The organism is Streptomyces sp. DSM 120436 (genome assembly GCF_055778765.1).
The window spans coordinates 4,831,335-4,845,181 of sequence record NZ_JBSKBS010000001.1 but is presented as its reverse complement, the minus strand read 5'-3'; the positions used below and the strand labels follow the sequence as shown (position 1 = coordinate 4,845,181).

1 protein-coding gene (only partly in view) is annotated in these 13,847 nt (G+C 74.8%); it reads left to right on the top strand.

Going from position 1 to position 13,847, the window contains the following annotated elements; translation table 11 throughout:
* Positions 1-13,847 carry the end of a non-ribosomal peptide synthase/polyketide synthase gene (locus ACWH4W_RS21495; protein ID WP_473077339.1) on the top strand. Its footprint begins 15,082 nt before the window's first position, so 13,847 of the gene's 28,929 nt are visible here — the last part of the coding sequence; the start codon falls outside the window, past its left edge; its stop codon occupies positions 13,845-13,847.

Sequence of the window (13,847 nt, the reverse complement as noted above, 5' to 3'; positions counted from 1 at the left end):
GCCGCGACGGCGACCGCCCGGACGTGGACCTCTCCCGCACGGTGGGCTGGTTCACCCGCGTCCACCCCGTACGGCTCGACGTCACGGGCGACGACCCCGTGGGCGCCGCCGAGCAGGCCAAGGAACAGCTGGGCCGGGTGCCCGGCCAGGGCTCCGGCCACGGACTGCTGCGCTACCTCAACCCGCAGACGGCCCCGCTCCTGACGCACTGCGCCCGGCCGCAGATCGGCTTCAACTACCTGGGCCGCACGAGCACGTCGTTGTCGGCTTCGGAGAACGGCGACTGGAGGGTGGCCGACGACGCGCACGGCCTCGGCGCCGGCACCGATCCGGCGACACCTCTGCTGCACGTGCTCGACGTCAACGCGGTCGCGGTCGACGGTGCGGACGGCCCGGTGCTGTCGGCGACGTTCGCGTGGGCGGGCGGGCTGCTGGACGAGGCGGAGGTGCGGGAGCTGGCCGAGCGGTGGCTGCGGGCGCTGGAGACCCTCGCGGACCTGGGCACGGACACCGGGACCGGTGGTCACACGCCGTCCGACTTCCCCCTGGTGCCGACGCTCACCCAGGAGCAGGTCGAGACCCTGGAAGCCGCCTACCCCGGCCTGGAGGACGTCCTGCCGCTCTCCCCGCTCCAGGAGGGCCTGCTCTTCCACGCCGTCTACGACGGCGGCGAGAGCGACGTCTACACCCCGCAGCTCTGCCTCGACCTCGAAGGACCCCTCGACGCCGACGCGCTCCGGGCCGCCTGCACGGCGCTGCTGGACCGGCACGCCAACCTGCGGGCCGCGTTCGTCCACGACGTCACGGAGACCCCGGTCCAGGTGATCGTCAGCGCTCCCGGACTCCCCTGGCTCACGGCCGACCTGAGCGCCCTGCCCGAGCCCGAGCAGGCCGCCGAGAGCGACCGGATCGCGGACGCGCAGCTCGCCGAGCGCTTCGACCCCGCGTGCCCGCCCTTGCTGCGGGCCGCGCTGCTCCGACTCGGCGACAAGCACCACCGGCTCGTGCTGACGCACCACCACATCCTGCTGGACGGCTGGTCGGTGCCCGTCCTGGCGCGGGACCTGTTCGCCCTGTACGCGGCCGGGGGCGTGGCGGTCGCGCTGCCCCGGGTCACCCCCTACGGCGACTACCTGAGCTGGCTGGCCGCACAGGACCGTGACGCCGCGCGCACCGCCTGGGCCCGGGCCCTGGACGGGGTGGACGAGCCCACGCTCGCCGCGCCCGCCGCCCCCGACCGGACCGCGCCGGTCGCACGCCCCGAACGGGTGCACCCCGAGCTCCCGCCGGGCCTGGCCTCCCGCCTCGTCACGTACGCCAGGTCCCGCGGGCTCACCGTCAACACGGTCCTCCAGGGCGCGTGGGCGCTGCTGCTGTCCCGGCTGACCGGCCGCGACGACGTGGTCTTCGGCACGACGGTCTCCGGCCGTCCGCCGGAGGTACCCGGCATCGAGACCATGGCGGGCCTGTTCATCAACACCCTGCCCGTCAGGGCACGGCTCGACCAGGACCGGACCCTGGAGGACCTGCTGCGCGGCCTCCAGGACGAGCAGGCCGACCTGATGGCCCACCAGTACCTCGGACTGAGCGACATCCAGCGTCTCGCCGGACTGCCCCGCCTGTTCGACTCGGCCATGGTCTACGAGAACTACCCGGTCGACGAGAAAGCCACGGCCCTCACCGGCACGCCCCTCGTCCTCACCCGCGCGGAGACCCGTGAGGCGGCCCACTACCAGCTCATGCTGCTCGCGGCACCGCACGAACAGGGGGTGTCCCTGCGCATCGAGTACGCGCCCACCGCGTTCGGCGAGGAGGAGGCACGCGTGCTCGCCGACCGGTTCGTCCGGGTGCTGCGGACGTTCGTGGACGAGCCGTACCGGACCGCCGGCACCGTCGAGGTCCTCACGGCCGAGGAGCGGCACCGCGTCCTGACCGACTGGAACGACGCTGACGCGGACTCGGTGAGACCCGCGACGAGCGTTGTCGAGGTGTTCGCCGCGCAGGTGGCGCGTACGCCGGAGGCCGTGGCCGTCCGCTGGGACGGCGGCGTGCGCACGTACCGCGAACTGGACGAGCGGGCGGACCGGCTCGCGGCGCGGCTGCTGTCCCTGGGAGTCGTCCCGGAGGAGCGGGTCGCGCTGCTGATGGAGCGCTCGCCCGAGGTCGTGACGGCGGTCCTCGCCGTGCTCAAGGCCGGAGCGGCCTACGTGCCCCTCGCTCCCGACCTCCCCCCGGCCAGGCTGGACACGATGCTGCGGCAGACCGGGGCGTCGGTCGTCGTCACGGACGGCACCCACCGCGACACGGCACCCGCCCTGCTGCCTCGCGCCGACCACTTCGTCACGGTGGCCGACGAGGACCCGCACCACCCTCCGGCCGCCGTGCGCCCCCACCCGGACGGCGCCGCCTACGTGATGTTCACCTCCGGTTCCACCGGCGAGCCGAAGGGCGTGACGGCCACCCACCGCGGTGTGGTGAGCCTGGCCGCCGACCGCCACTGGACGACCGCGTTCGACGCCGGGCGCCCGGTCCGGACGCTGCTGCACTCGCCGTACGGCTTCGACCCGTCCACCTGCGAGCTGTGGGTCCCGCTGCTGAACGGCGGGGAGATCGTGGTGGCCCCGCCCGGTGACCCGGACGTGGCGGCCATCGCGCGGGCGGTCGGCGAGCACGGTGTCACCCTGCTGCTGCTGACGGCCGGCCTCTTCCGCGTGGTGGCGGAGGAGGACCCCGGCTGCCTCGCCGGCGTCCGCGAGGTGATGGTCGGCGGCGACGTCGTCACGGCCGCCACCGTGCGCCGGGTGCTGGAGCGCTGCCCCCGGACCGTGGTCACCGACGCGTACGGCCCGACCGAGATCACCGTGTACGCCACCGCGCACACCATGGAGAACCGGGACGCGGTCCCGCCGACCGTGCCGATCGGTCGCGCCCGCGACGGCATGCGCGCCTATGTGCTCGACGGCCGGCTGCGTCCGGTGCCGCCCGGCGCACCCGGGGAGCTGTACATCGCCGGTGACGCGCTGGCCCGCGGCTACCTGAACCGGTTCGCGCAGACCGCGGAGCGCTTCGTCGCCGACCCGTTCGGACCGGCCGGTACCCGCATGTACCGCACCGGAGACCTGGTGCGCTGGACACCGGACGGAGTGCTGGACTTCCTCGGCCGCGCCGACCAGCAGGTGAAGATCCGCGGCTTCCGCATCGAACCCGGCGAGATCGAGGGCGTCCTGGGCCGGCAGGACGGAGTCGCCGACGCCGTCGTCCTGGTGCACCAGGCACCCTCCGGCGCCAAACACCTCACCGGCTACGTCGTGCCCGAGCCGGGCCGCGTCCCCGACCCCGGCACGCTCCGGGCGGCCCTCGCCGAACGACTCCCGGAGTACGCGCTCCCGGGCGCCCTGCTCGTCCTGGACGAACTCCCCCTGACCCGGCACGGGAAGCTGGACCGGGCCGCCCTGCCGGTGCCGCGCCCGGAGGAGGCGGGCCGGGGCAGGGAGCCCCGCACGGAGCGGGAGGCAGTGCTGTGCGACCTGTTCGCGGACGTGCTGGGCGTCGAACGGGTCGGCGTGGACGACGGCTTCTTCGCCCTGGGCGGGGACAGCATCATGTCGATCCAGCTGGTCAGCCGGGCACGGCGGGCCGGTCTGGTGCTCACCCCGCGCGACGTCTTCGAACACCGGACGCCGGCCGCGCTCGCAAAGGTCTGCCGCACCGCCGGCGAGGAACCGGCGGACACCGCCGAGGACGACGGCACGGGCCCGGTGGAACCGACTCCGGTGATGCGTTGGCTGCGGGACTGGCGGGGCACGGCGGCCGGCTTCCAGCAGTCGGTGCTGCTCCAGGTCCCGCCGGGGCTGGGCCAGGAGCGGCTCACTGCGGCCGTGCAGGCACTGCTCGACCACCACGACGCGCTGCGGCTGCGGATTCCCGCGGACGCGGACGGGGCGCTGGAGGTGGGTGAGCGCGGGTCCGTGGACGCCGCCCGGTGCGTGCGCCGCGTGCCCCTGGCCGATGCCGACATGGCGCAGGAGGCGCGGGCGGCGGTGGCGCGGCTGGCGCCGGAGTCGGGCGTGATGGTGCAGGCGGTGTGGTTCGACGCGGGGCCGGAGGACTCCGGCCGACTGCTGTTGACCGTGCACCACTTCGCCGTGGACGGGGTGTCGTGGCGCATCCTGGTGCCGGACCTGCGGCAGGCGTGGGAAGCGGTGGCGGCCGGCGAGCCGGTGCGGCTCGACCCGGTGGGCACATCGTTCCGACGCTGGGCGCGACTGCTCACCGAGCGGGCGCAGGACCCGGCGCTGCTGGCGGAACTCCCCTACTGGACGGACATGGCGGACGCCGACGAGCCTCCGCTCGGCCGTCGCCCGCTGGACCGGTCGCAGGACACGACCGCCACCGCCCGCCACCTGACGGTGACGTTGCCGGGGGCCCGCACGGCACCGCTGCTGTCGTCCGTCCCCGCCGCCTTCCACGGCGGCGTCGACGACGTCCTGCTGGGCGCGCTGGCCCTCGCCGTGCGCCAGTGGCGCGAGGCGCGCGGCGCCGATGCCGAGGGCGGAGTCCTGATCGACCTGGAGGGCCACGGCCGCGACGGCGACCGCGTCGGCGCGGACGTGGATCTCTCCCGTACCGTCGGCTGGTTCACCCGCGTCCACCCCGTACGACTCGACGTCACCGGCTCCGGGGACGACCCGGCGGACGCGGTGAAGCGGGTCAAGGAGCAGTTGCGGGCGGTCCCCGGCGACGGCTTCGGCCACGGTCTGCTGCGCCACCTCAACGCCGGCACCGCGGACGTCCTGGCCGCGCTCACCGAGCCCCAGATCGGCTTCAACTACCTGGGCCGCACGGTCTCCGTGTCTGCGTCCTCGGGGTCCTCGGCATCCCCGGGATCCGCGGCCGACTGGACGCCGCTCGACCGGCCGGGCGGCCTCGAAGGTCCGACGACGCCGCTGCCGCACGCGCTTGACATCAACGCCATCGCGAAGGACGGCCCCGGGGGGCCGGTGCTGTCGGCGACGTTCGCGTGGGCGGGGAAGCTGCTCGACGAGGCGGAGGTGCGGGACCTGGCCGAGCGGTGGCTGCGGGCGCTGGAGATCCTCGCGGACACGGGCGCGGAGAACGGCGGCCACACGCCGTCCGACTTCCCCCTGGTACCGGCGCTCACCCAGGAGCAGGTCGAGACCCTGGAGGCCGCCTACCCCGGCCTGGAGGACGTCCTGCCGCTCTCCCCGCTCCAGGAGGGCCTGCTCTTCCACGCCGTCTACGACCACGAGGGGACCGACGTCTACACCGCCCAGGTCGAACTCGATCTGGAAGGGCGGCTGGACGGGGCGACGCTGCGCGAGGCGTGGACGGCGCTGCTGCGCCGGCACGCCAACCTGCGGGCCGCGTTCGTACCCGACACGGCCGGCGTGCCCGTCCAGGTGGTCGTCCGCGACCCCGAACTGCCCTGGCGGACCGTCGACCTGCGCGCCCTGCCCGAGGCGGACGCGGAGGCGGAGGCCGGCCGGACGGCCGCCGAGGAACGCGCACAGCGCCTCGACCCGGCGCGGGCACCGCTCATGCGCCTCACCCTCCTCCGCCTGGGAGACACCCGCCACCGCCTGGTGCTGACGAACCACCACATCCTGTTCGACGGCTGGTCGGTGCCCGTCCTGGCGAAGGAACTCTTCACCCTGTACGCCGGTGGCGTCGGCGCGGAACTGCCGCCGCCGACTCCCTACAGCGACTACCTCGCCTGGCTCGCCGCCCAGGACGGGCAGGCGGCCGAGCGGGCCTGGGCGGACGCGCTCGACGGGGTCGAGGAGCCGACCCTGCTGGTCCCGGACGCCCCGACCGATGTCGCCGGCGCACCCGGCGTGCCCGCGAGGATCGGCGCGGACCTCCCCGCGCCGACCGTGACGGCGCTGCGCCGGCTGGCGCGCGACCGCGGCCTGACGGTCAACACCCTGGTGCAGGGCGCCTGGGCGCTGCTGCTGTCCCGGCTGACCGGCCGCGACGACGTGGTCTTCGGCACGACGGTCTCCGGCCGTCCGCCGGAGATACCCGGCATCGAGTCCATGGCGGGCCTGTTCATCAACACCCTCCCGGTCCGGGTCGTCCTCGATCCGGCCGAACGGCTGGCCGACCTCCTGCTGCGCGTCCAGGACGCCCAGTCGAAGCTGTTGGCCCACCAGCACGTCGGCCTGAGCCGCATCAACAGGCTGTCCGGCCTGCCGCGGCTCTTCGACAGCCTCGTCGTCTTCGAGAACTACCCGGTCGCCGAAGGGACCGTCCCCTCCTCCGGCCTCGCCGTCAGCGGGTCGAAGGTCCACGACGCGACCCACTACCCGGTGACCCTCGCCGCCGGACTCCGCGACGACGACCGACTGTGGCTGCGGCTCCACTACATGCCGCACCTCCTCACCGAGGAGGCCGCGCACACGCTCACCGGACGGTTCCTCGCCCTGCTCCGGACGCTCGCCGACGACCCCGCCCGCCCGTCCGGCACCGTCGAGGTCCTCACGGCCGAGGAGCGGCACCGCATCCTGACCGACTGGAACGACGCTGACGCGGACTCGGTGAGACCCGCGACGAGCGTTGTCGAGGTGTTCGCCGCGCAGGTGGCGCGTACGCCGGAGGCCGTGGCCGTCCGCTGGGACGGCGGCGTGCGCACGTACCGCGAACTGGACGAGCGGGCGGACCGGCTCGCGGCGCGGCTGCTGTCCCTGGGAGTCGTCCCGGAGGAGCGGGTCGCGCTGCTGATGGAGCGCTCGCCCGAGATCGTGACGGCGGTCCTCGCCGTGCTCAAGGCCGGAGCGGCCTACGTGCCCCTCGACGGGAAACTGCCCGAGGCCCGGCTCGCCTCGATGACACGGCTGACCGGGTGCCGCGTCGTGATCACGGACGGCAGTACGGCCGCCGACAGGCTGCCCGGCATCGAGCACGAGGTCGTGATCGGCGCCGACGACCGACCGGAGGAGGCAGCCGCCCAGGCCCCCGCCCCGCGCGTCCTGCCGGACGGCGCCGCCTACGTGATGTTCACCTCCGGCTCCACCGGTGAACCGAAGGGCGTGGAGATCACCCATCGCGGGGTGGTGAGCCTGGCCACCGACCGCCGTTGGAGCACTGGTGCCGCGTCCGGTGCCGACGCGCGCCCGCACCGGGTGCTGCTGCACTCGCCGTACGGCTTCGACCCGTCCACCTATGAGCTGTGGATGCCCCTGCTCGGCGGCGGCGAGGTCGTCGTCGCACCGCCCGGTGACCTCGACGTCCCCACCGTCGCCCGTACCCTCCGCACCCACGGTGTGACCTCGCTGCTGCTGACGGCCGGCCTCTTCCGCGTGGTGGCGGAGGAGGACCCCGGCTGCCTGGCGGGCGTCCGCGAGGTGCTGACCGGCGGAGACGTGGTCTCGTCGGCGTCCGTGCGGCGTGTCCTGACCGCGTGCCCGGACACGGTCGTCACCGACATCTACGGCCCGACCGAGATCACCCTGTTCGCCACCCAGCACACCCTGCGCGACGCGGCCCTGGTGCCGGGCAGCGTTCCCATCGGTCGCGCCCGCGACGGCATGCGCGCCTATGTGCTCGACGGCCGGCTGCGTCCGGTGCCGCCCGGCGCGCCCGGGGAGCTGTACATCGCCGGTGACGCGCTGGCCCGCGGCTACCTGAACCGGTTCGCGCAGACCGCGGAGCGCTTCGTCGCCGACCCGTTCGGACCGGCCGGTACCCGCATGTACCGCACCGGAGACCTGGTGCGCTGGACACCGGACGGAGCGCTGGACTTCCTCGGCCGCGCCGACCAGCAGGTGAAGATCCGCGGCTTCCGCATCGAACCCGGCGAGATCGAGGGCGTCCTGGGCCGGCAGGACGGAGTCGCCGACGCCGTCGTCCTGGTGCACCAGGCACCCTCCGGCGCCAAACACCTCACCGGCTACGTCGTGCCCGAGCCGGGCCGCGTCCCCGACCCCGGCACGCTCCGGGCGGCCCTCGCCGAACGACTCCCGGAGTACATGGTCCCCTCCGACATCCTCCTGCTCGACGCGCTGCCGATCACCTCGAACGCCAAGCTCGACCGCGCGGCTCTGCCCGTGCCCGACTTCACCGGCACGGCGGGCGCGGGACGCGCACCCCGCACTCCCGCGGAGCGGACCCTGTGCACGCTGTTCGCGGAGGTACTGGGCCTCGGCAGTGTGGGCGTGGACGACGGCTTCTTCGCCCTGGGCGGGGACAGCATCATGTCGATCCAGCTGGTCAGCCGGGCACGGCGGGCCGGTCTGGTGCTCACCCCGCGCGACGTCTTCGAACACCGGACGCCGGCCGCGCTCGCAAAGGTCTGCCGCACCGCCGGCGAGGAACCGGCGGACACCGCCGAGGACGACGGCACGGGCCCGGTGGAGCCGACTCCGGTGATGCGCTGGCTGCGGGACTGGCGGGGCACGGCGGCCGGCTTCCAGCAGTCGGTGCTGCTCCAGGTCCCGCCGGGGCTGGGCCGGGAGCGGCTCACGGCGGCCGTGCAGGCACTGCTCGACCACCACGACGCGCTGCGGCTGCGGATTCCCGCGGACGCGGTCTGGGCGCTGGAGGTGGGTGAGCGCGGGTCCGTGGACGCCGCCCGGTGCGTGCGCCGCGTGTCCCTGGCCGATGCCGACATGGCGCAGGAGGCGCGGGCGGCGGTGGCGCGGCTGGCGCCGGAGTCGGGCGTGATGGTGCAGGCGGTGTGGTTCGACGCGGGGCCGGAGGACTCCGGCCGACTGCTGTTGACCGTGCACCACTTCGCCGTGGACGGGGTGTCGTGGCGCATCCTGGTGCCGGACCTGCGGCAGGCGTGGGAAGCGGTGGCGGCCGGTGAGCCGGTGCGGCTCGACCCGGTGGGCACATCGTTCCGACGCTGGGCAAGACTGCTCCGCGAGCAAGCGCAGGACCCGCGGGTCAGCGCTGAACTCCCGTACTGGCAAAATGTTTTGGGGAGCGGCGGGCCGACGTTCGGCAACCGCGGCCTGGACCCCGCGTGCGACACCGCCGGCACGGCACGGCGGCTGACGGTGACGCTGCCCGGTGCGCACACGGGTCCGCTGCTGTCGTCCGTCCCCGCTGCCTTCCACGGCGGCGTCGACGACGTCCTGCTGGGCGCGCTGGCCCTCGCCGTGCGCCAGTGGCGCGAGGCGCGCGGCGCCGATGCCGAGGGCGGAGTCCTGATCGACCTGGAGGGCCACGGCCGTGACACCGGCCGGGCGGACGTCGATCTGTCGCGCACGGTGGGCTGGTTCACCCGCGTCCACCCCGTACGACTCGACGTCACCGGCTCCGGGGACGACCCGGCGGACGCGGTGAAGCGGGTCAAGGAGCAGTTGCGGGCGGTCCCCGGCGACGGCACGGGGTACGGCCTCCTCCGCCACCTCAACGCCGGCACCGCGCCCGCGCTCGCCGGTCTCCCCCGGCCCCAGGTCGGCTTCAACTACCTCGGGCGCACCCCGACGACGTCCGCCTCCCCGTCCGCCGCGTCCGACTGGTCGCCGGTCGCACAGCCAGGGGGACCCGAGACCGATCCGGCCACGCCGCTCGCGCACGCCGTGGACGTCAACGCCGTCACGGTCGACGGTCCGAACGGCCCGGTGCTGTCGGCGACGTTCGCGTGGGCGGGGAAGCTGCTCGACGAGGCGGAGGTGCGGGACCTGGCCGAACGGTGGCTGCGGGCCCTCAAGAGCCTCGCGGACACGGGCGCGGAGCACGGCGGCCACACGCCGTCCGACTTCCCCCTCGTGCCCCTGACCCAGCACCAGGTGGAGAACCTGGAGGCCGCCTACCCCGGCCTGGAGGACGTCCTCCCGCTCTCCCCGCTCCAGGAGGGGTTCCTGTTCCACGCGCTGTACGACGCCCAGGGCACCGACGTCTACACCGCCCAGCTCGTACTGGACCTGGAAGGCCCCCTGGACGCGCAGGTCCTGCGCGAGGCGTGGACGGCGCTGCTGCGCCGGCACGCCAACCTGCGCGCCGGGTTCGTGCACGACGACGCCACCGGCGCCCCCGTCCAGGTCGTCGTGCGCGATCCCGAACTTCCGTGGCGCACCGTGGACCTGACCGGCACACCCGCAACGGAGCAGGCCGTCCGGCGCGACCGCGTCGCCGAGGAGGAGCGGTCGGCACGGTTCGACCTGTCGCGGCCTCCGCTGCTGCGCATAGCGCTGGTCGAGCTCGGCGAGGAGCGCCACAGTCTCGTCCTGACGCCGCACCACATCCTGCTCGACGGCTGGTCCATGCCCGTGCTGCTGCGCGAGATGTTCGCGCTGTACACGTCGCGGGGCTCGGCGGCCGGACTGCCCGCGGTCACCCCGTACGGCGACTACCTCGCCTGGCTCGCCGTCCAGGACCGGGACGGGGCGCGTGCCGCCTGGACCGCCGAGCTGGCCGGACTGGACGAGCCGACGCTGCTCGCTCCCGGGGCGGCGGACGCGCCCGCGGCCGAACCCGGCCACGTGGCGCTGGACCTGCCCTCCGGCACGGTCGCGGCCCTGCACCGGCTGGCGCGGGAGGCGGGCCTGACGGTCAACACCCTGGTGCAGGGGGCCTGGGCGGTGCTGCTGTCCCGGATGACGGGCCGTGACGACGTCGTCTTCGGCGCCACGGTCGCGGGCCGCCCGCCGGAGGTCGCCGGGGTCGAGTCCATGGTCGGCCTCTTCATCAACACCCTGCCGGTCCGGGTCGCCCTGGACCCACGGGCGACCGTCCTGGAGACGCTCACCGGGCTCCAGAGCAGGCAGTCGTCCCTGATGGCCCACCAGCACCTCGGTCTGAGCGAGGTCACACGCCTGTCCGGCCACCCCGTCCTCTTCGACACCCTCGTGGTCTTCGAGAACTACCCCGTCCACCGGGAGTCGTTCGCCCCGCGCGCGGGCGCTTCCGGGCCGCGGCTCACCGGGGTGAAGGGCCGGGACGCCACCCACTACCCGTTGAGCCTCATCGTCACCCAGGGAGCTCACGACAGTGCCCTCACCCTCCGCCTCGGCTACCAGCGGGCCCGCTTCGGCCACGCGGCCGTGACCGCGTTGGCGGACCGGCTGGGCCTGCTGCTGCGGGAGTTCTCCGCCGGTCCCGGCCGGAGACTGGCGGCCCTCGACGTCCTCCGCGACGAGGAACGCGAACGGGTTCTCACCCGGTGGAACGACACGGCGGTGCCCGTCGCGCCGGCCACCCTCCCCGGGCTGTTCGCCGCCCAGGCCGCCCGTACACCGGACGCGCCGGCCGTCGTCCACGACACGCAGCGGCTGACCTACGCCGAGCTGGCCGCCCGCACCTCCGCGCTGGCCGACCGCCTGCGCCGGGCCGGAGCCGGACCGGAGACCCGTGTCGCGGTCGCCGTGCCCCGCTCCGCCGACCTGGTCGTCGCCCTACTGGCGGTCCTGGAAACGGGCGCCGCGTACGTGCCCGTCGACCCGGGTCTCCCGGCGGAACGCGTCGCCCTGCTGCTGGAGGACACCGAACCGGCCGGAATCCTGGTCACCGGGGCGGTGGCGGCACGGTCCGCCCTGCCCGTCGGCGACGCGCCCGTCCTCGTCGTGGACGCCGTCGATGACGACGGGGCGTGCGCACCCGCCCCCGCATCCGCTCCCGACCCGCGCAACCCCGCCTACGTCATCCACACCTCCGGCTCCACCGGCCGGCCCAAGGGCGTCACCGTCTCGCACGAGGCCGTCGTCAACCGGCTGCTGTGGATGCAGGACGCGTACCGGCTCACCGCCGAGGACCGGGTGCTGCACAAGACGCCGACCGGCTTCGACGTGTCGGTGTGGGAGCTGTTCTGGCCGCTGATCACCGGCGCGGCCCTGGTCGTCGCCCGGCCCGACGGGCACCGGGACCCGGCCCACCTCGCGGAGCTGATACGCGCGGAAGGGGTGACGACGGTGCACTTCGTGCCGTCGATGCTCGGCGCGTTCCTCGACGAGCCCGCCGCGGCCGGGTGCACCGGACTGCGCCGGGTGGTGTGCAGCGGCGAGGAACTCCCCGCCGACCTCGCGGCCCGCTTCCACACCGTGCTGCCCGAGGTGCGGCTGCACAACCTGTACGGCCCCACGGAGGCGGCCGTGGACGTCACCCACTGGGACTGCGAGCCGGACGCCCCGGGCCCCGTGCCGATCGGCCGGCCGGTCTGGAACACCCGGGTGTACGTCCTGGACGCCGCGCTGCGTCCGGTGCCGCCCGGGGCCACCGGCGAGCTGTACCTCGCCGGGGTGCAGCTGGCGCGCGGCTACCACGGCAGGCCCGCGCTGACCGCCGAACGCTTCGTCGCCGACCCGTTCGACCCGGACGGCGCCGGTGGTGGACGCATGTACCGCACCGGTGACCTGGTCCGTTGGCGCACCCGGGGGTACCCCGGGCCGGAGGCCGGAGAAGGTGTCCTGGAGTACCTGGGCCGCGCCGACCAGCAGGTCAAGGTGCGCGGGGTGCGGATCGAACCGGGCGAGGTCGAGGCGGTCCTGCGCGCCCACCCCGGCGTCGCCCGCGCCGCCGTCGTCGTACGGTCCGACGGGCGGGGCGGGGCACGGCTGATCGCCTACGCCGTGCCCGCCGCCGGTCCGGCTCCCGTCTCCGCCTCCGTCGAGCCGGCCCTGCTGCGGGGTCACGTCGCGGACCGCCTCCCGGAGTACATGGTGCCCTCGGCCGTCGTCACCCTGCCGGACCTGCCCCTCACCGTGAACGGCAAGCTGGACCGCAGGGCGCTGCCCGAGCCCTCGTTCACCGCGTCCGGCGGCGGGCGCCTGCCGCGCGACGCCGAGGAACGGCTGCTGTGCGAGCTGTTCGCCGAGGTGCTCGGCGTGGAGCGGGTCGGTCCCGGGGACAGCTTCTTCGAGCTGGGCGGGCATTCGCTGCTCGCGGTCCGGCTGCTGGGCCGTATCCGCTCGGCCACCACCGCCGGTACCTCACCCGCCCTGGGCGTCCGCTCGTTGTTCGACGCGCCCACCCCCGAGGCGCTGGCCCGTCTGCTGCGCACCGGCGACGGGCGGGGTACCGGGAACGGGGCCGAGGAGTCCACGCGCGCCCTGGAGGTGCTGCTGCCCCTGCGCACCACGGGCACCCGGCCGCCGCTGTTCTGCGTCCACCCGTGGGCCGGACTGAGCTGGCCGTACGCCGGTCTGCTCCGCCCCCTCGGCGACGACCGGCCCCTGTACGGGCTCCAGGCCAGAGGGCTGGCCCGCGCGGAGGAACCGCCCGCGTCCATGGGCGAGACGGCCGAGGACTACCTGGCGCGGATCCGCACCGTCCAGCCCAAAGGCCCGTACCACCTGCTGGGCTGGTCCTTCGGCGGCCTGGTGGCCCACGAGATGGCGGTGCGGCTGCGCGAGGCGGGTGAGGAGGTCGCGCTGCTCGCCCTGCTGGACTCCTACCCGCCGGAGGCGACCCTCGCCGCACGGTCCGCCGAAGCCGACGGGCCCCCCTCGCAGGAGTGGACGGACGGCGACGTCCTCGCCGGGCTGCTGCGCTTCCTCGGTCACGAGGCGCCCGGCCTCGCGGACGGCGGCCCGGTGGACGCGGAGACGGCCCGCGAGGTGCTGCGGCGCGAGGGCGCGCCCCTCAGCGGCATCCCGCCGCACACGCTGCGGGCGTGGCCCGGCATCGCCGCCCGTCACGCCCGTCTGCAGAGGGAGTTCGTTCCCCGGCATTTCGACGGTGATGTCCTGCTGTTCACCGCCGAACCGGATCCTGGGGCGGACGCGCCGGACCCGGCTTCGTGGACGCCGTACGTCGGCGGTCACCTGGACGTACGTCCCGTCGCCTGCGGCCACCACGACATGACGCGCCCCGGCCCCCTCACCGAGATCGGCCGAGTCGTCGCCGGGCGCCTGCAACGCGCCGACCGCCCCCACACCTCCTGA